A 17,485-nucleotide genomic window follows, 5' to 3' on the forward strand; every position below is an offset into this window, starting at 1 on the left:
CATCACCATAGCAGAGGCCGCCAGAATTTTTATTTTTGTCCCTTTGCTCCGTCCGGAACCGAAAAGAGAGCGGGAACCCGTCCATTTTCGCAAAGGGACCCGCTGTGGAGCGGGGAGCCCCTCCCCGCAAGGCGTTCCTGACCGGGGGAGGGGCGCATAGGATGGTCCGGAGACGCAGAAGTCCCCCCGCACCTGTCTCCAATCCATCTGAGGAGGAATCACACTTGTATCCAGATACCAACTCCCGCGCCCCGGGCAGCCGCATGGAGCAGGCACCCGGAGCGGAGAATGACCGCTGCTCCGACGGCTGCGGCCCGCTTCCCGAATGTGCGCCGCTTGCGGTCCCCTATGTGGCCTTCCAGCAGACCTACTCCAAGCGCTACAACCGGCAGGAGGCCCTCAACAACGGAACCCTCTTCCCGGGGCTGAATCTTCCCTTCCACCTGAAGCCGGAGGCAGCCGACGTGGTGAACGGCCCCCTGGCTGAGCTCCAGGCCCTGGAATTCGTCCTGGTGGAGCTGGGGCAGTACCTGGACACCCACCAGAGCGACCAGGAGGCCTTTGCCCTCTATCAGCAGTATGCCGCCATGGAGGAGGAGGGCCGCAGACAGTATGAGGCCCTCCACGGACCCCTTCGCCAGACCGCCACGGCCTCCAGCGAGAACTGGACCCAGTGGCTGAAAGATCCCTGGCCCTGGAACCTTGCGGAAGGAGGGAAACGCTGATGTTCGTCTATGAGAAAAAGCTGCAATACCCCATCAAGATCGAAAACCCCAACCCGCAGCTGGCCTCCTTTATTATCAGTCAGTACGGTGGACCATACAACAATAGACTATTATTCAAGCTAAAAAAATACGATAGTAGATCTGGATGCAGTTGGACGCCTTATCGAACACGCATTTCTCCACCGCGTCATGGACCGCCTTCTTCTTGGCGTCCAGTGTGGACTTGGGATCGGTCAGGACCGCGATGCACTGCTGGATGTTCTTCCGCAGAATGGCCTCCGCTTTTTGGGGGTCTTCCGGCCGGTCCAATTCTTCCAAACGCTTGGAAATATGGGCGGCCTGTTCCTCCAGCGCGGCCTTGGCAGCGCCGTAGCTGGACAGATCCTCCACGCCGGCAAGGTAGGCCTCCCGCAGGCGGGCCAGCTTGGCCGTGAGCTGCTTCTGCTGTTCCTGGAGCATGGCGGCCTCGTCGATCTGCTCCGGCCGGGACCGGACAATGGAATAGGACAGGGGAGCGGCCCCTTCCGCGTCGTACCGCATCCGGGAGAGGATCATGCCCTTCAGCTTTTCATCCGAGATGTGCTGAGAGGTCTTGCAGCCGCCCCGGACATAGTTGTTGCACTTCCAGTAATGGGGCTTGGAGAAAATGAGCGTGGTGCCGCAGGAGGCGCATCGGACCAGCCCGGTCACCCAGTCCCGGTTCTCGGACAGGGGCCGGCCGTGGTATTTGTGCTGCGCTTTGACCTGGGCCATCCGGGCCTGCACGGCGTCCCACAGCTCCTGTGAGATGAGCGGCTCGTGCTGGGCATCCGAGAGGATGATGTTCTCGTTGGTAAAATCCCGGCGGGTCCGTCCGGCGGGATTCCACCGCAGCTTTCCGATGTAGGCCGGGTTGCGGAGGATGTACTCCACCGTGCGGTTCTCGAAACGGCCGCCCCGGTGGGTTTTGGCCCCCAGGGAATTGAGCCACTTGGCCAGGGGGAACAGGCCCTCTCCATCCCGGAAGCGCTGGAAGATCGACTGCACCAGCGCGGCCTCCTCGGGGACCGGGACCAGGACATTGTGCTCCACCCGGTAACCGAAGGGGGGCGTGCTCTGGAGCCCGCCCCGGCGGGCCTTCTCCGTCATGCCGCGCTTGACCTCCTCGGCCAGATTGATGGAATAATACTCATCCATGGCCTCGATGATGGCCTCCATGAGGATGCTGGTCTTGTCATCGGTGAGGGGTTCGCTGATGGAGATGACCTCGATGCCCAGCTGCCGCCGGAGCATGGACTTGTAGACGATGCTGTCCTCCCGGTTGCGGGCGAAGCGGGAGAACTTCCAGAGGAGCACCGCGTCAAAGGGCTTGGGTTTGGTCTTGGCCAGGCCGATCATCTGCTGAAAGGCCTGGCGCTTGCCTGTGTGCTTGCCGCTGATGCCCTCGTCCAGAAAGACAAATTCGTTGGGGATGATATAGCCGTGGGCCGCGGCATACTTCCGGATCTCGACCAGCTGGGCGTCCGGGGAGTATTCGGCCTGGTCCTCCGTGGAGACCCGGATATAGGCCGCGGCGATCTGATAGTTCCGGCCGCTCATACCCCCGCCTCCGGAAAGACCTTGGACAAGTCGATAAAGCAGCCGTCCAGCACGTGGACCTTCAGCACATCCCCGGGGGTTCCCAGATCCTTGGCGGTGTAGTGGCCGCTTTCCAGCACGAAGGACTGGATGCTCCGGGCGGAGGGGTCCACGATCCAGTATTCCCGCACGCCGGCGCGCTGGTACAGGTTGTACTTGGTCAGGCGGTCGTGCCGCAGGCTGGAGGGGGAGAGGATCTCTATGATCAGATCGGGCGCGCCCTTGCAGCCCACCTCATCCAGCTTGTCGCGGTCGCAGACCACGGAGATGTCGGGCTCGACCAGGGTGCGGACATCCTCCGGCCGGTCACCGGGGCGCTCAAAGAGGCGCACGGCAAAGGGGGCCGGATAGACCCGGCACTGCTTGCCTTCCAGGTAGTTGGCCAGCTGCCGGGTGAGCTCGGTCAGGATCTCCTGGTGGGCCCGACTGGGCGGCGCCATCATCACCGGCGCGCCATCGATGAGCTCGACACGGTCCGGCTCCTCCCAGCTCAGCACATCGGCCAGGGTATAATGAGATTCTTTGGGGAGCGGCATAGTAAGACCTCCTCTTTCATATACGATATGAGAAAAGGGCAGATATATTCTTTCCGCGAATAGACCTGCCCTCTTACCTATATACCATGGTGCGAATAAGATTTTTTAATATCCAACGGAAGAAACTCCGTATTCCGCTTGTTCCGAAGTGAAGCCTTCATACAGAAGCTGATCAATCAGGCGCTCTCTGGAAAAAGAAGAGCTGTCAAGATAGTCTTGTGCCTTTTTGGCAGCCTGCTCATTCCAGTCTGCACCACAGTTATCAATACCATATTGCGCTTCCGCAGGAGTAAAGCCCTCATAAGTGAGCTGGTTAAACAGGCCACTATAAGAGAACGGAATCGTCGAAAGATAGTTGAGTGCGGACCCTAACGCCTGCTCGTTCCAATCTGCCCCGCAATTTGCGACGGCATAAGAAGCCTCTGTATCTGTATACCCTTCAAATTTCAACTGATCGATCAATCCAGAAGCCGAGAAGTAAGTAAAAGACAGATAATTTTTCGCGGATGAAAGCGCATTTTTCTGCCCAAGTGTTATGGAATCATCGATCGGTTGAGGGGTGACGGGCTGATTACCGTAGGAAGCGGTGGTGGGCGGAATTGAAGGAACCGATATCTGAGGTTTTTGGGAAGAGAACAGCTCTAAGAAAAGGACAAATATCAGGACAAAGAGGGCCGAAAAGAGAAAACAGAGAGCCAGCTTTTTGAGATCAACAGAGCGCTTGGAAGCTCCGCAATTGGGGCAAAAGTTACTATCAAACTCTGTGCCGCATCGTTTACAGGTCATGGAAAAGTATCACCCTTCACAGCAATTTTTATGAGCCGAGAATCCGATCCTGTATCAGAGAGCAATAAAAACTCCGAAATATAGACATCCATTTTACTGGTGGTGTCATTCAGAAAAGAGAACAGAAACTCACAAGGGTCAGTGGCAGCGCTTACATGCCGTATAACCGCGGGACTGTGCGTCACTGAGTGTGATCTGGATCGGATTATTCATGTTGCTACAAGAGGACTTGCTGTGATATTTAGTACCATTGCCGGAGCCGGCAATCCAAACCATTGCCTCCTGAGGCTCTGCGACTGGTTCGGGCGTAGGCTCTGGCGTGGGTTCCGGAGTGGGTACAGGTGTAGGAGTCGGCGTGGGTTCCGGTGTAGATGTGGGAGCGGGGGAGCTGATAGGTGCGGGAGAGGTGGTTGGGACAATAGATTCGGTCGGAAGCGCGGACGGGGTAGAGACAGGAGCCGGAGAATCGGAGTCCCCGTTGCACATCCCGAGGAGGGCAAGAAGGACCAGAACCACCAGAGCAGGCTTTATCCACGAATGCTTCTTGTTCGGAGAAGAGCCAGATGCAGACCTGGAAGAACTGGACCTGGTCTGGGAAGACTTCGAGCCACCGATTTTTTTGCTGTATGAAATACCGGTGCCGGGTGCGGAGACCCTGGCCCTGGCGCCGGTACGGCTGTTAAAAGAGACGCCGCCGAATTTGCCGCCTATACTGACGCCGGCACTCTTGCTGCCGAGATTAAATTTGACACCTGGAGCAATTTTAAAACTTTTTCGGAACCGAAAACCCACGATTCCTCTCTCCTCTCATTTTTTAGTCAGATGTGTTGACATGTGCGAACATATGTTCTAAAATGGAACAAGTATCATTTCGCATTGCGGAAGAAGAGGGAGGGCGTTATATGACGCGAAAAGAGATCATAGACCGCATCAACCGATTGTTGGCGCAGACCAACCGACGCAGATTGGAATTGATTTATCGAATCGTTCAATCTGTTATCAAATAACGTCCACCCAGGCGGGCCGGTTCATTCCGAGTCCGCCTTTTCTTTTTGCACTTCATCCGCCAATTTATGGGCCATATCGTCCAGAAGCTCCCACTGCTCCTCTGTGAGCCGGGACATGACGGACAGGAGCTTTGACCGGATGTCATCCGGTGGACCTTCCGCTATTTTTGTTACAAATTCAAAAAGAGCTTCATTTCGGCTTTTCGGCATAAACATCTCACCGTTTCCGGTACGAAGCCATTCCTCATTCACATTGAACTCTCGGCATATAAGGCAGACAACTGCATCAATTGGAGCATTTCTGCCGCTTTCATATTGTGCAATTGTGTTTCTTTTCACACCAATTCTATCTGAAAATTCTTGTTGCGTAAGGCCGAGCTCCTTACGCAATTCTTTTATACGGTTATCCATTCTGTCACCTCCCCTCTGCCATTTATACTATCATTTATTATTTTACGTGTCAATGAAAAACGTCACATAGTAACAAAATGAATATTGACATTTGTTTTTATGTGACATATAATAGTCTCATAAAAACAAACAGGAGGTGGAAATGTTATGACGGAAAAGGAAAAGAAGCTGGCGGCGGATATTCTAGATATATTTGAGCGTCTGCCGGAGCCTCAAAAACATCAGCTTTTGGGGGCGGCCCAGGGATTGGACATGTCCACCAAGGTGCAGAAGGAGGACGAACCGAAAGCCAGCTAAAAACCCCGCCCAGAAGGGCGGAGTAGGAGAGGAGGAAACCAAGATGGAAGAGACTGTCCATATCCGGGAGCTCAGGACCCGCAGGATACACCTGGACCACATCAAGGTGGAAGTGAGCGGAAGGGTCACGCCGGAGGAGCTGGTCAGCATCATGGCCATGCTGCGGCGGGCGGCGCGCATCCGGAAGCAGGAGGGAGCAGCGCCGCTGTCCTATGAGATCGTAAAAAGCCCCCGCCCACAGTGAGCAGGCGGGGAAAAGGGTCAGGGAGAAGCGGCGTCTGTGATTCTAGGATGGAACTCTTTATGTGGCAACTCAGAGCGGAGTTCCGAAAGGGGATGACAACGGTGGAGCGTGACCCTCCGTATGGCTGGCGCGGACTGTTCTGGTTTGCGGTTGGCTGTCTGGTCGGTCTTGTCATCGTGAAAGCCACGATAGTATAAGGCCACCGACAACCGTCACCAGGACGCCGGAAACAAAGCCGGAAATCCGCTCTTTCCAGCGTTCGCGTTTGGAGAGGATGCGCACGGTTTTCCATCGCTTGACCTCTATCCGGCCCAAATCGGTAGCCACAAGGTTATCAACCGGTGGGTCGGTGTAGTCTGACCCAGGAGGAAAGAACGGGGCAAGGTTGGATTTGTGCTCCTTTATGAGCTGGTTTTCCAGCAGAAAGTCCACGGTTTTCAAAATCTCAAAGCCGTGTTTCGACACCAGTTCTTCCCGAGACCATCCATCTTTGCAATCGGCGATATCAGCTAAAACCAACATATCAAATTCCGGTATATTCATCGCAGAGCCTCCTTTTGAAGCGATTCTATCAAACCAAGACGGATCTTGCAATAGAGGAGCATCCGGACCGACAAAAACGCCCCGCCCCGTGCGGCAACACGGAGCGGGGCATGGGTGGAACGGGAAAATCAGGCCCTGTTTCCACCCTCATTATGACGAACCAGAGCGCCGCTGTCAAGGCCCAGAATAGGACGGGCCGGAGGCGGCATAGCGTGAAGATGAGGTGATACTATGGTAGTTCTGACCACGCCGGAGGGCTGGACCTTCAACTCTCAGGCATTTGTCAACATCAAGGGCCGGTATTACGACATGGACGAACTCAACCAGGAGCAGAAGCGCTGGGTCAGTACCATGATCAACGTCCAGGGCCTCAACGCGGCCTTTGCCGGAGAGCGGGTATACCGCCCGGCCGAGCCGCTTCCCCCGCTGGAGGAGGTTTTCCCGGAATTTGCCGCAGAACCTACTACATAAGAAGGAGAGAAACACCATGTACAGTAAGACAACCAAGGCCATCGTGGCCGACCTGATGGACCTGTCCCTGGAGCACGGCCCCATGGAGCTGGCCGTCACCGAGGAGACCGAGGACGGGGATTTTATCCCCAGCATCCTCCTGCACACCGCGCCGGATGCGGTGATCCGATCCCTGGCCATGGATATGCGGGTGGCGGATCTGCGTCTGGAGGACGGAGGACTCATCGTCCTACCCGCTCCGGACTGCCTAGGAGGTGAGGAGGATGTTTGAGCCCTGCATCCTGGACACCGAGTGGAGCGTCATCCAGCGGGACGCAGCTGCCGAGCGGGAGCGGCGGGAAGCTGCGGGGAAGTACCGCAGCCGCAACCGGCAGCGCCGCCGGGCCGCCCGCCTGCGCCGGAAGGTGTATGCCTGTATTGGGGGGCTGCTGCTCCTGACCGTCCTGGCCACCATGGGACTTTATGTGTGGAGGTGATGGAGGTGGCCGCAAAAGAGCGACTCTATAACTATGAGGTGAGCCACCCGGAGTTCGGCGTGGTCACCGTCCAGACCATCGGGCCGGACTCGGCCACGTTGCTGGCCGCCGAGAGGTGGGGCCAGAAGGAGAACTGGAAGTACATCGTGGGCGGCATGAGCGTCCGGAAATGCGGCCGGGCCCTGGAGCCCACCTGCCGCCGGTGCGGAAAGCGCACCGCGGAGCCGGGTCTGTGCCGGGACTGCCGGGCGGCGGAGGAGTTTACCCGCCGCCAGATGGCGGATATCCAGACCAGGGACCGCCGTGCGGGGATGCGGCGATGAGGACAAAAACAGCCCCCTGCGTTCGGTGCGGTCAAACACAACGCAGGGGGCGGCAGAGACCAGCAGCGCAGACGCCGCCGGATACACCTATCCTATCACAGAGGTGTCCGGCGGCGCAACCATATTTCCTGGAAAGGACGTGGAAGCGATGAAATTGTTTTCCTCAAAGCAGGGGAAGGGCGTCTGGATCGGCGGCGGCGCAACAAGGCCGTGGGATGGCGCACCCTCTGAGGGCCCCGTGGAGCGGGAGCGCCATCACTATGCGCCGCCGGACAAGCGATGCTTTGACTGCAAGGTGCCCGGAGGGTGCGATAAGCGGCATCCCCTGTGCGCCCTCAAGCAGAAGAGCCGGGAAAGCGCGCAGGAGCGGCGGGAGACCTTCCTGCGGCTCTACGCCGAGGGAAAGAGCGACGGACAGATTTCCCGGGGAATGGGGCTCTCCCGCTCAACCATCGCCGGCCGCCGGAAGCGCCTGGGCCTGGAGCCCAACGGGAAAAAGAAAGGAATGGTGTGATATGGACAGGATTGATGAGGCTGTGCGGAAAATCGCAGAGGAGAAGACACGATTCAAGGGCGGAAGAAAAGAACAAGCCGTCAAGGATGAGGTCGCGGAGGCCCTGACGAGATTTGTCAGACAGGATGCGGAGTTTGCCCAGGCCGTGGTCCAGGCAGACGGAACGCTGAGCGATTGCTGCGCCGCAGCCATGAAAGGAGTCGGAAACTGTATCAGCGATCTGAAGCTCTATCAGAAAGCCGTGCAGTTCTATTTCCCAGGTGCAGATATCCGCTGCCAGATGACGATCGATCTGTGCGCGTCTGTACGCGGGGATGCGGAGCCAAATCCCGTACCAGTGCAAATGGACAAGCCTCCCCGTAAGGCCGGCGTGCTCCTAGACCTGACCGATTTTCTGTAAGGAGGCGCAGGAGTATGGGCAAGGAATATCCGAACGGATTCCCGGTCGTGACGGGGGAGGACATCAAACGACTCAATGCGCTCTTCCAACCCTATGTTTTTTACAGAACAGGCCGGAATGGAGATCGCAGCTGTACCTGCACACACTGTGGAGAGCGGTACATTATCGAGTCACTTCCACGCCTCATGACACCGGAATGGCAGAGCTTTATGGGGACGCGGCACAACGGGGCCGTGAACTGTCCCAAGTGCGGTGTACGGGCAATTTTAAAAAATATTGGTATCGCAAAAAGCAGAAAGAATCTGGTGGAGTGGTGTAAGGCGATCCTGTTCCACACAGACGGCGAAACCGTATGGGCCGAGGCGGCCTATGTGCGGAAGGACTACCGGGATGGGCTGTGCCCGGAACTGAAGGTCATGCCGAAAATGTGTTATCGCTTCACGCCCGGAAAAGCACAACAGTGGAAGATCCAGCATGATTGGACCGGGTTGGGACTATCACCGGGCGGAAAAGTCCTGGATGAGAGTTGGATCGAGACCCGGAGTATTTATGAGCCGTTTCCGGATGGATACGGGTATTGGGCCTATATGGCCGGAGGATATCATGCGGTGGGCCTGGATCGCCTGAAGGATTCCTTTCTCCGATATTGCGGATACGAGCAGTTTGAGCGGGAAGGGCACAAGGTATGGATGGACGGCTACATACACACGGCGCTCATGCGCTATCTGGGGGCCGCGACGCGTCGTCCCCAACTGGAAATGATGGTCAAGATGGGGCTCCGAGAGGCTGTGCTGGATCTGGTGATCCGAAAGAGAAGCGGAAAAGGCATCGACTGGACACAGACAGACCCAAGAAAGGGATTTGGACTGGATAAGGCAGAGCTGAAAGAGTTTCAGGCGGTAGAAGGACGGCTGGAGCTGCTCCGACTTTATAAAAGTCTGCGCACCGCCGGAAAAGAATGTACCTTCCGGCAGCTGGAGGATCTGCGCCTGTGTGTCGGAAGTGCAGAGCTAGGAAAGCTCATCCGTTGGTGTATCCGTCTGGATCTGAACGTGGGACAGGCTGTGAACTATTTGAAAAAGCAAGATGCAGACTGGCAGCGGCGTGGAGCCATTGCGGTATGGGAGGAGTGGCGGGACTACCTGGAGGCCGCAGAGTTCCTTCGTTATGACCTGACCGTACACAATGTACAGCGCCCGAAGTCTCTGAAGGATGCCCACGACAGGGCAACCGAGGCAAGAGGCATCCTGGAAGCAAAGCAGGCAAACAAAGAAGCCCGGGGCCTGGTAAAGCGCTTGATGCAGAAGTACCGATTTGAGTATGCGGGCTATCTGATCCGGCCTCCATACTCCGTCAGTGAGATCGTGGAAGAGGGGAAGGCACTCCGACACTGTGTAGGAGGCTATGCCGCCCGCCATGCGCAGGGGAAGCTTACGATCCTCTTTCTGCGTGATAAGCGTCATCCAATGAGGCCTCTTGTTACCATCGAGATGCACGGGAACCATTTGCAGCAGATCCATGGATACCGCAACGAACGGGAAAGCTGCCCGGAGAATCCGGAGCAGGAGGATCCAAAGGTAAGATATGCTGCAATCCTGGACCCGTGGCTCTCATGGGTAAAAAACGGAAGTAAACGCGACAAGGGCGGCGCGCCCATCCTACCCGCCGGTGCGGCTGCGCCCGCGGATCAGATCGCATAGGAGGATATACGATGGAAGATCGTGATTTTGAGGCCCGCTGCCTGGCGGCGGATGCCGGGATGGCCCTGGAGCCGGCGCCCGAGCGGACAGTGGAACTGGTCACCGTGGAGATCAAGGCCCTCCACAAGCAGGCACAGCAGATGGCGCTTGGATATGCCATCGAGATCGGACGGAGGCTGGTAGAGGTCAAGGCCATGCTGCCCCATGGCCAGTGGGGGGACTACCTACGGGACCGACTGGGATACAAGTCCAGCACCGCGAACAATTTCATGCGGATCTTTGAGGCCTACGGGGCGGAGCAGCAATCCCTCTTCGGACCGGTAGCAAAATCCCAAGCGCTTGGCAATTTGAGCTACACCAAGGCCCTGGCCCTGCTGGTTTTACCGGATGAGGAGCGGGAGAGTTTTCTGTCCGAAAACGACGTGGAGGGCATGTCCACCCGGGAGCTCCAGACGGCCCTCAAGGAGCTGGCTCAGGCCCGGGAGGATGTGCAGGCCGCAGAGGCTGCCCGGAAGAAAACCGAGGAGGACATCCGACTGGCCAACGAGCGGCTTTCCGGGATGGGCCGTGAGGTGGAGGCCGCCCGGGAGGCCCAGCGCACCGCGGAGAACCAGGCGGAGGGATACCGCCTCAAGCTGGAAGAGCAGCGCAGAAAGACCGAAGAGGCGGCGGCTTCCGCCGGCGAGGAGGTCAGCCGCCTGCGTGCGGAGCTGGAGGAGCTACGTGCCAGCCCGGTGGATGTGGCCGTAGAGAAGGTGGTGGACGAGGACGCTGTCCGCGCCGCCGCGGAACAAGCCAGGGCAGAGGCCGAGCGGGAGCTGGAGGAGCGCATCCGCAAAGCGGAGGCGGAAAAAGAGCGGGCCCGGGAGAAGGCCGCCAAGGCAAAGGGCGCGCTGGAAGAGCTGAAGCAGCGGCAGGAGAAGGAGCTGAAAGAGGCCCGCGCCGCCCGGGAGCGGGCCGAGGAGCAGCTGGCCCAGGCGGAAAAGCAGATCCAGGTGGCCAGCAGCGGGGAAGTGGCATCCTTCCAGGTCTACTTCTGCCAGGCGCAACAGATGGCGGAGGAGATGTGGGAGATCATCCGCTCCATGCGCGGCAACGGACAGGCGGAGACCGCAGACAAACTCGCGCGCGCCATGGAGGCTCTGGCCGACAAGCTGCGTGAGGAGCCGAAGCCGGAGGACACGCATGAATGAGCGGATATGGGAGCGTGTCTCCCTGGCGTTCCGGAGCTGCGCGCCAATCGAAGAGCGGTTGGTTTTTCTGGCCGGCGTGGAGCTTTTCATCCAGGTATGCCGTGCGCCGGCCGTCTGGAAGCCGGCGGCGATGGTGATCCAGATGCGCCTGGAAGAACCGGGGATGACACAGACCCAGACGTTCAGTTCTCTGGAGCAGGCCAGGGACACCCTGGAGAAATGGAGGAATCGCATATGAGTCAAAGACAGTGCAAGCGCGCCAGAAAGGCGCTGAAAGAGCTGGAACAGAGGGACCGGGAGCTGTGGGAGTTTTTTGTGTACCTGTGCCGCCGTCCGGCTCCGTGGCGGATCGCCGCATACCTCAGATGGAGGATGGAGGGAAAACGAACATGGGATATCTGAACCGAAAGGAGGAGGCCATCCGCTGGCTGACCCAGGAGCTTCGGTCGCTGCGCCTTGCACCGGACATCAACGGATGCGATATGCAGCCTCATTGGCAGGAGCAGATCGACATCCTGGAGGCCTGCCTGGAGGCGGTGCGGGCTTGCCATATCGGTGAAGCCACCGATATGGTTCCATTGCCACTGGAACAGCTGATGGGGATGGAGAAGCCAACTCCTGTGTGGGCCGAAGTCGAAAATAAAACGATTGAAGGATGGGGCGGATACTGGTGCCTTTGTGTTCGCGGACATATTCTGACACCTAGCCTTATCTCGATGTATGCAGAAAAAATGGAAGGAGTAAAGTTCTACTCACACCATCCAGCCCACATCGACCGGGAGGCGTGGGTGAGCGTCGAGGATAGACTTCCGGAAGATAATAAAGATGGAGAAACTGTGCTGGTAATCGTTTCTGGGAAGCCACATGAAAATATAACCTTACATAGAGCGATCATGACGGCTGGTTATTTCCAAGGTGAGGGGTGGGTAGTAAATGAATATCCGGAATGGGAAAGCCCGGAAGTAACTTATTGGATGCCGCTGCCGGAGCCACCAGGAAGCTGCCCGCTGGAGGGAGAGGAGGAAAGCTGATGGATCGGTTTTTCTGTTTTGGGAAAAAGGATTTTTGTGAATTAGATACATGTGCCAAGTGTGAGTACGAAGACGGAGATGGAGGTTTGACAGAAAGTCAAATGAAGTCTGTCATATCAAAATTGATTGGAGAAGAATACGACATTGACCGTCTGCGGAATATGGTGGAGGACAGCAAGTGGATAAGTGTAAAGGACCATTTGCCACCTGAGCGCGATAGCATATTTAAAAAGCTGATTGGTCTGGAAAAGTGGCGTGAAGGTATTGAAGGTCTGTGTCAAAGAGAGTCTGACTATGTAATTGTGTCTGTTCGATTCAGTGACGGAACGGAAAAGACTGGACGAGCGCGCACAGAAGATGGCCATTGGGTCGAACTCCCCACAATTGGCTGCCCAGTGGTGACCCATTGGAGACCATTCCCAAAGCCTTGTAATGGAGGAAAATGACATGACGCTGGACACGATGGACGGCTTGCTCCAGGCACTCAGACAGCTGCGCGATCATCCGAAAGGCCATGGAACGGCTTTCGGGGATGACATGTCCGTGACCAAACAAAAAGCCGCCCCCTGATGGGGCGGCAGAGATCACGGATCCCGGGAGAAGGTGGCCCACAGGGCCCAGAGGAACATGAGGAGCGAACACACGCCCAGCGCTCTGGACGAGAGATCATCCAGCATCGTACCGGCAAGGAGGCATACGATCAGCAGGAAGGCCGCGATGAACCAGATGATCCCGAGACAATTCAGGCTGTTCTCCCGAAAACGGGCGGTGGGGGAGGAGGACCGCTCGATCTGCTCGTCCAGCTCCCGCAGGCGGGCCTTCTTCTCCTCCAGCTGCTCCTCCAGATGGTTGAGAAAGGCGCGGCAGGGAGAATCGTGCGCCATCGCACGGACGGGCGCCATATCGGGACCGAGGGTGATGGAGGTCAGGCTGATGATTTGCTGGCGCAGCCTGGCGCGTTCCGCCTCCAGTTCCATCCGTGTCATAGCGATCTCCCCCTTTCTTATCTGCATCATAACAAAAATTGCAGAGAAGTCAAGGATGGTAATTATTTTGATAATCCAGAAAAAGGAAATTACGGAACAGCCCGGAGAGGGGGACAAGCCCTCTCCGGGCATCCGACTCTGTGATGACGCCCCGGGCACTCGCCGGGGGCGCGGTCAGAGAGCCGGCACTCCTTATATATAAGGATACGCGCGTTCTTATGCGGGGCCCTTAGACCGCTAATTATCGCACCAGAGCCACAGAAGAAAGAACAGAGAGCGGAGCAGGAGGAAAGGCAGTGAAGCAGCTCATGCGGTACAAAATCATATCCGGCCGGGTGGTGGAAAAACGGGATGTGCTCATGGAGGTCACCAGGACCCGCAAGCCAAGGGGAGGCCGCAAGGGAAAATCGACCATCAAGCAGGTAGAGCGGAACGAGCGGGAGAGCGTGCTTGCCCTGGCCCGGTTTCTGAATTGCAACTACCGGGGCGGGGATCTCTTCCTCACGCTGAAATATTCCGACGGACGTCTCCCGGCGGATCGGGCGGAGGCAAAGCGCATCGCCAAGAACTTCATCCGACGTCTGGCCAGGGCCTACCGGAAGAAGCACGGCAAGGCGCTGATCTGGGCGCTGGTCACGGCAGACCGCTCCTCAAAGACAGGAGACCCCGTGCGCCTGCACCACCATGTGGTGCTCAACGCCATGGACTGGGAGCTCATCGCCGCCAACTGGCCCGCCGATGAGTTCTCCTGCCGGCATCTGGATGACAGCGGGGACTATACCGCCGTAGCCCGGTACATGGTGCGCAATGCCGGATATGGACGAGGGGAGCAGTGCTGGAGCTCCGCCAAGAAGGGGGCAAAGCGGCCGGTCTACTCCACGCCGGTCCCGGTGCAGCAGGCAGGTTCTGTGCGAGTGCCCAAGGAGGCCAGAATCGTGGAGCGGGAACTGCATGAGAGCGCCGAGAGCGGATTCTCGGCGGCCTACATACGTTACATCATGCCCAGGGAGCGGGCGGAACAATCCCACACAGGGAGAAAGGCAGGTGGCAGACAGGATGAATGAGGGATTTCCCACACGCCTGCGCAGGCTCCGGGAGGCCAGGCGGATGAGCCGCAGGACGCTGTCCGAGCTGTGCGGGCTGAGCAAAGACATGATATCGATTTATGAACGGGGCGAAGCAGACCCGTCTACAAGTACAGTGTGCCTCCTGGCGGACTACTTTGAGACGACGACGGATTATCTGCTTGGAAGAACAGAAAAATTTTAAGTTGCCTAACAAATTAGGCAACTTGTCTCCAGAACGTGATAGGCTTACCCTGTGACACCACAGGTGAGGAGGTTTGGAAGTGAAAGCCTTCGCAAAAGCGTTCTACAATTCAAACGCCTGGCAGGCATGCCGGGCGGCCTACATCGCCCAGAGACGCCTGCTGGACGGCGGGATGTGCGAGAACTGCGGGGAGGCGCCGGGGGAAGAGCTCCACCACACGACCTTCCTCACACCGGGGAATATCCACGACGCTGAGGTCACGCTGAACCCGGAGAAACTGAAATGGCTCTGCAAGGAGTGCCACTTCAAGGCGCACCGGGAGGCTATCGTGCGAGGATTCCAGAAGCGGAAGAACCGGAAAGTCCTCACAAACGGCGTGTACTTTGGTGCGGATGGACAGCCGATCCCACAGCGGGTGGTCATCGTGTGGGGACCGCCAGCCGGGGGAAAGAGCACGTACATCCGTGAGCACATGGACCCGACTGATCTGGTGATCGATTTGGATCTGATCCGGCAGGCACTTACCATGGGCGGCCGGGACAGTACATCCAACAACCTGGTGGCGCTGGCGCTTTTGGTGCGGGAGTTCCTGTTCGGCCAGATCGAACGGCGGGAAGCGGTGGTAGACTGCAAGACGGTATGGATCGCAGCAACGCTGCCCAACCGCGCAGAGCGGGAGGGGCTGGCCAAAAGACTGCGGGCAGAGCTGATCTTTGTCGGTCAGCCGATGGGTCTGTGTATCGAGCGGGCCATGTCGGACCTGGAGCGCACGGACAAGCTCCTGCAGCGGGAAATCATTGAGCGCTGGTTTGAGCAGTACGAGGCCTGACCGTGGGGACCACTCCCCCCCGGTCGGCGGGGGCTGCTGACCCCCAGGAGACCGATGGAGTGGCAACTTTTTTTACAGCGGGGGTGTGCACGGAAGGGGGTGTGGTAATGGCAAAGAGCGTAAAGAAAAAAGACCTGGGTCGGTTCGCAGATACCTATAATGCGGCGGCGAAAGAGAAGCAGTCTCTGTGCCTGCAGCTCATCACAAACGCCGTGTTTATGGAGGAGCAATTGACCAAGTTGCAGGCCGAAATACGAGAAAAAGGCGTAGTCTCTGAGTATAAAAACGGAGAAAATCAGTACGGCACCCGGAAAAGCCCGGAGGTGGACGTATACAACGCCATGATCAAGAATTACACGTCCGTCATCAAGCAGATCAACGACCTGCTGCCCGATGCGCCGCCGGCAGACGATGAGCTCACCAAGTTCCTCAAAAATCGGAGCGGTGGCGCAAAATGACCGACATGGAGCTCTATTTCACCGCACTTCTGGACGGGAAGATACAGGCTTGCCGGCGTATGAAGCAGGTGGCCGAGCTGCTGCTGGAGAATCTGGCCTGCCCGGGTGAATTTCACTTTGACCCGGACATCGCCGCCCGCCACATAGACTTCATCGGGCTCTTCTGCAAGACACCGACCGGAAGGATCGGAACGCCTCTTCGGCTCCAGCTCTTCCAGAAAGCCAGGCTCCAGGCCATCTTCGGGTTCGTGGACGACAACGACCTGCGGCAGTACCAGGAGGTCCTCATCGTGGAGGGACGAAAGAACGGCAAAACCACGGAGACCGCCGGGATTGAGATCGATCTGCTGGTCAACGACGGAGAGGGCGCACCACAGATCTACAACCTGGCCACCAAGCGGGAGCAGGCGGCCCTTGGGTACGACGCCGTGGTCAAGATGGTCCGGCAGTCACCGCACCTGTCCCGGTACCTGCGCAAACGGGTGGCAGACATTTACTGCCCGGCCAACCTTGGCTTCATCAAGCCATTGGCCTCCAACACATCCAGCCTGGACGGACTGGATGTTCACGCCGCCACCATCGACGAGCTGTCGGCCATCAAAAACCGAGATCTCTACGACCTGGTCAAGCAGGGCATGGGCGCACGGTCACAGCCATTGCTGTTCTGTATTTCTACCAACGGCTTCATTCGAAACGGCGTCTTTGACGCACAGTTCCAGTATGCCTGCGATATTCTGGACGGGAAGGCAAAGAACCGGCGGTTCCTGCCGTTTCTGTACACCCTGGATGACCCGTCGGAATGGGACAAGCCGGAGTGCTGGGAGAAGGCAAATCCGGGACTGGGCACCATCAAGAGCCGGGACTATCTGGAGCAGATGGTGCAGAAGGCAAAAGATGACCCTACGTTCAAGCCCACGGTGATGGTCAAGGATTTCAATATGCCGCAGACCTCCGAGAGCGCATGGCTGCGCTGGGAGGAGCTGAACAACACGGCGAAATGGATTGGACTTATCCAATTTGATTACTGCATCGGCGGATTCGATGCAGCCGATACCACAGATCTCAATGCGGCCAAGGCAGTCTGCATGAGACCGGGAGACCCGAATATCTATGTGCGCTCCATGTACTGGATCCCGCAATCGGTACTGGATAAGCAGGCAGAGGAGGGAAACCGCCGCGAGCGGGATAATGCCCCGTACAGCCTGTGGGTAGAGCAGGGGCTCATGCGAACGTGTCCGGGAAATAAATGCGAGAAGCGGATCTTTCTGGAGTGGTTTAAAGAGCTGCGGGACCAGGATGGACTCTATGCCTCATACATCGGGTATGACCCGTGGCACATCGATGATACGCTGCTGCGCGAGTTCCGCGCCGAGTTCGGCCCGAACTGCATGATACCGGTACGGCAGGGGCCGCTGACGCTGTCGCAACCCATGAAAGACCTGAAGGCGGACTTCCAGGGGCATCGCATCATTTACGAAGATAATCCCATCGACAAGTGGTGTCTGGTCAACACGGAGGTAAAGACAGATGTGAATGGCAATGTCCAGCCCGTCAAATCGCTGGATGCCAGACGCAGGATCGATGGAACGGTGGCGCTGCTGTGCGCTTATACGGTGCTCCAGGACAAAAAAGACATGTACATCAACCTGAACTGAGGTGAGACCGTGGG

At 57.7% G+C, this 17,485-nt stretch carries 28 protein-coding genes and 1 pseudogene; 22 read left to right on the plus strand and 7 right to left on the minus strand.

The genetic code is table 11. The features are described from left to right. The first annotated feature begins 224 nt into the window (after positions 1 to 224). Together INF37_RS04475 and INF37_RS04480 are read left to right on the plus strand one after the other, a co-directional pair. Positions 225 to 725, plus strand: coding sequence for a spore coat protein CotJB (locus tag INF37_RS04475; RefSeq protein WP_235964209.1), 501 nt, complete (start codon positions 225 to 227; stop codon positions 723 to 725). Further along, positions 725 to 820: pseudogene (locus INF37_RS04480) on the plus strand (manganese catalase family protein); the annotation flags it as partial. The gene INF37_RS04475 and the pseudogene INF37_RS04480, both read left to right, overlap by 1 nt. Before the next feature lie 19 nt (positions 821 to 839). Here INF37_RS04480 and INF37_RS04485 read toward each other — a convergent pair. The 5 genes from INF37_RS04485 to INF37_RS04505 all read right to left on the minus strand — a co-directional run bounded on the left by INF37_RS04485 (position 840) and on the right by INF37_RS04505 (position 5,082). Then, positions 840 to 2,303: a recombinase family protein gene (locus tag INF37_RS04485; RefSeq protein ID WP_193536679.1), complete on the minus strand. Its 1,464-nt coding sequence runs from the start codon at positions 2,301 to 2,303 to the stop codon at positions 840 to 842. Beyond that, positions 2,300 to 2,878, minus strand: coding sequence for a Uma2 family endonuclease (locus INF37_RS04490; protein ID WP_193536681.1), 579 nt, complete (start codon positions 2,876 to 2,878; stop codon positions 2,300 to 2,302). Before INF37_RS04490 ends, INF37_RS04485 begins: the two co-directional genes overlap by 4 nt. Before the next feature lie 105 nt (positions 2,879 to 2,983). Further along, positions 2,984 to 3,664, minus strand: a complete 681-nt coding sequence (locus tag INF37_RS04495; RefSeq protein WP_193536683.1) for an Ltp family lipoprotein — start codon at positions 3,662 to 3,664, stop codon at positions 2,984 to 2,986. 138 nt (positions 3,665 to 3,802) lie between these two features. Beyond that, a complete protein-coding gene (locus tag INF37_RS15660; RefSeq protein ID WP_328821027.1) occupies positions 3,803 to 4,456 on the minus strand; it encodes a DUF4236 domain-containing protein in 654 nt (217 codons plus the stop codon). Between the two features lie 236 nt (positions 4,457 to 4,692). After that, positions 4,693 to 5,082 carry a helix-turn-helix transcriptional regulator gene (locus INF37_RS04505; protein WP_193536685.1) on the minus strand — a complete coding sequence of 130 codons (390 nt, stop codon included), beginning with the start codon at positions 5,080 to 5,082 and terminating at the stop codon, positions 4,693 to 4,695. Between the two features lie 147 nt (positions 5,083 to 5,229). Here INF37_RS04505 and INF37_RS04510 point away from each other — a divergent pair, with 147 nt between their 5' ends. Together INF37_RS04510 and INF37_RS04515 are read left to right on the plus strand one after the other, a co-directional pair. Further along, positions 5,230 to 5,379: a hypothetical protein gene (locus INF37_RS04510; protein ID WP_193536687.1), complete on the plus strand. Its 150-nt coding sequence runs from the start codon at positions 5,230 to 5,232 to the stop codon at positions 5,377 to 5,379. Positions 5,380 to 5,422: 43 nt separating this feature from the next. Beyond that, positions 5,423 to 5,623 carry a hypothetical protein gene (locus INF37_RS04515; protein ID WP_193536689.1) on the plus strand — a complete coding sequence of 67 codons (201 nt, stop codon included), beginning with the start codon at positions 5,423 to 5,425 and terminating at the stop codon, positions 5,621 to 5,623. A gap of 171 nt (positions 5,624 to 5,794) precedes the next feature. Here INF37_RS04515 and INF37_RS04520 read toward each other — a convergent pair whose 3' ends face one another. Continuing rightward, positions 5,795 to 6,166 carry a hypothetical protein gene (locus tag INF37_RS04520; RefSeq protein WP_193536691.1) on the minus strand — a complete coding sequence of 124 codons (372 nt, stop codon included), beginning with the start codon at positions 6,164 to 6,166 and terminating at the stop codon, positions 5,795 to 5,797. A 231-nt stretch (positions 6,167 to 6,397) separates the two neighbouring features. On the opposite strand from INF37_RS04520, the gene INF37_RS04525 reads away from it, so the two are divergent. The 13 genes from INF37_RS04525 (at position 6,398) to INF37_RS15850 (ending at position 12,844) form a co-directional block, all read left to right on the plus strand. After that, positions 6,398 to 6,637 carry a hypothetical protein gene (locus tag INF37_RS04525; protein WP_193536694.1) on the plus strand — a complete coding sequence of 80 codons (240 nt, stop codon included), beginning with the start codon at positions 6,398 to 6,400 and terminating at the stop codon, positions 6,635 to 6,637. 16 nt (positions 6,638 to 6,653) lie between these two features. Then, positions 6,654 to 6,908, plus strand: coding sequence for a hypothetical protein (locus INF37_RS04530; RefSeq protein ID WP_193536696.1), 255 nt, complete (start codon positions 6,654 to 6,656; stop codon positions 6,906 to 6,908). Next, positions 6,901 to 7,113, plus strand: a complete 213-nt coding sequence (locus INF37_RS04535) for a hypothetical protein (protein ID WP_193536698.1) — start codon at positions 6,901 to 6,903, stop codon at positions 7,111 to 7,113. The genes INF37_RS04530 and INF37_RS04535 overlap by 8 nt, the downstream gene beginning before the upstream one ends. Further along, the gene (locus INF37_RS04540) at positions 7,104 to 7,436 is read left to right on the plus strand and encodes a hypothetical protein (protein WP_193536700.1); all 333 of its coding nucleotides are present in this window, start codon (positions 7,104 to 7,106) and stop codon (positions 7,434 to 7,436) included. Before INF37_RS04535 ends, INF37_RS04540 begins: the two co-directional genes overlap by 10 nt. Before the next feature lie 148 nt (positions 7,437 to 7,584). Then, positions 7,585 to 7,950, plus strand: coding sequence for a helix-turn-helix transcriptional regulator (locus tag INF37_RS04545; RefSeq protein WP_193536702.1), 366 nt, complete (start codon positions 7,585 to 7,587; stop codon positions 7,948 to 7,950). 1 nt (position 7,951) lies between these two features. Then, on the plus strand, positions 7,952 to 8,350 hold the full coding sequence (locus INF37_RS04550) for a hypothetical protein (RefSeq protein WP_193536704.1): 399 nt from the start codon (positions 7,952 to 7,954) through the stop codon (positions 8,348 to 8,350). Between the two features lie 14 nt (positions 8,351 to 8,364). Continuing rightward, entirely contained in the window at positions 8,365 to 10,050 is a 1,686-nt protein-coding gene (locus tag INF37_RS04555; RefSeq protein ID WP_193536706.1) for a PcfJ domain-containing protein, read from the plus strand. Between the two features lie 11 nt (positions 10,051 to 10,061). Next, positions 10,062 to 11,243: a DUF3102 domain-containing protein gene (locus tag INF37_RS04560; RefSeq protein WP_193536708.1), complete on the plus strand. Its 1,182-nt coding sequence runs from the start codon at positions 10,062 to 10,064 to the stop codon at positions 11,241 to 11,243. Next, complete coding sequence (locus INF37_RS04565; protein WP_193536710.1) at positions 11,236 to 11,481, plus strand: hypothetical protein; 246 nt, start codon at positions 11,236 to 11,238, stop codon at positions 11,479 to 11,481. The genes INF37_RS04560 and INF37_RS04565 overlap by 8 nt, the downstream gene beginning before the upstream one ends. Then, positions 11,478 to 11,645 carry a hypothetical protein gene (locus INF37_RS04570; RefSeq protein ID WP_193536712.1) on the plus strand — a complete coding sequence of 56 codons (168 nt, stop codon included), beginning with the start codon at positions 11,478 to 11,480 and terminating at the stop codon, positions 11,643 to 11,645. Before INF37_RS04565 ends, INF37_RS04570 begins: the two co-directional genes overlap by 4 nt. Then, positions 11,633 to 12,274 (plus strand): DUF551 domain-containing protein, encoded by a 642-nt coding sequence (locus INF37_RS04575; RefSeq protein WP_193536713.1) that lies wholly within the window; start codon positions 11,633 to 11,635, stop codon positions 12,272 to 12,274. The genes INF37_RS04570 and INF37_RS04575 overlap by 13 nt, the downstream gene beginning before the upstream one ends. After that, on the plus strand, positions 12,274 to 12,720 hold the full coding sequence (locus tag INF37_RS04580; RefSeq protein ID WP_193536715.1) for a hypothetical protein: 447 nt from the start codon (positions 12,274 to 12,276) through the stop codon (positions 12,718 to 12,720). The genes INF37_RS04575 and INF37_RS04580 overlap by 1 nt, the downstream gene beginning before the upstream one ends. 1 nt (position 12,721) lies before the next feature. Then, entirely contained in the window at positions 12,722 to 12,844 is a 123-nt protein-coding gene (locus INF37_RS15850; RefSeq protein WP_268960687.1) for a hypothetical protein, read from the plus strand. Between the two features lie 14 nt (positions 12,845 to 12,858). Here INF37_RS15850 and INF37_RS04585 read toward each other — a convergent pair whose 3' ends face one another. Then, positions 12,859 to 13,260: a hypothetical protein gene (locus INF37_RS04585; RefSeq protein ID WP_193536716.1), complete on the minus strand. Its 402-nt coding sequence runs from the start codon at positions 13,258 to 13,260 to the stop codon at positions 12,859 to 12,861. Positions 13,261 to 13,556: 296 nt separating this feature from the next. On the opposite strand from INF37_RS04585, the gene INF37_RS04590 reads away from it, so the two are divergent. The 5 genes from INF37_RS04590 to INF37_RS04610 all read left to right on the plus strand — a co-directional run bounded on the left by INF37_RS04590 (position 13,557) and on the right by INF37_RS04610 (position 17,471). Then, the gene (locus INF37_RS04590) at positions 13,557 to 14,324 is read left to right on the plus strand and encodes a hypothetical protein (RefSeq protein ID WP_193536718.1); all 768 of its coding nucleotides are present in this window, start codon (positions 13,557 to 13,559) and stop codon (positions 14,322 to 14,324) included. Continuing rightward, positions 14,317 to 14,529, plus strand: coding sequence for a helix-turn-helix domain-containing protein (locus INF37_RS15980; protein ID WP_193536720.1), 213 nt, complete (start codon positions 14,317 to 14,319; stop codon positions 14,527 to 14,529). The genes INF37_RS04590 and INF37_RS15980 overlap by 8 nt, the downstream gene beginning before the upstream one ends. A gap of 79 nt (positions 14,530 to 14,608) precedes the next feature. Continuing rightward, entirely contained in the window at positions 14,609 to 15,358 is a 750-nt protein-coding gene (locus INF37_RS15855) for an AAA family ATPase (protein ID WP_193536721.1), read from the plus strand. Positions 15,359 to 15,417: 59 nt separating this feature from the next. Then, complete coding sequence (locus INF37_RS04605; protein ID WP_193536723.1) at positions 15,418 to 15,816, plus strand: hypothetical protein; 399 nt, start codon at positions 15,418 to 15,420, stop codon at positions 15,814 to 15,816. Continuing rightward, positions 15,813 to 17,471 (plus strand): terminase large subunit, encoded by a 1,659-nt coding sequence (locus INF37_RS04610; RefSeq protein WP_193536725.1) that lies wholly within the window; start codon positions 15,813 to 15,815, stop codon positions 17,469 to 17,471. The genes INF37_RS04605 and INF37_RS04610 overlap by 4 nt, the downstream gene beginning before the upstream one ends. Positions 17,472 to 17,485 lie beyond the last annotated feature (14 nt).

Origin of the sequence: Pseudoflavonifractor gallinarum, from assembly GCF_014982855.1 — a bacterium.
GTDB lineage: Bacteria > Bacillota > Clostridia > Oscillospirales > Oscillospiraceae > Pseudoflavonifractor_A > Pseudoflavonifractor_A gallinarum.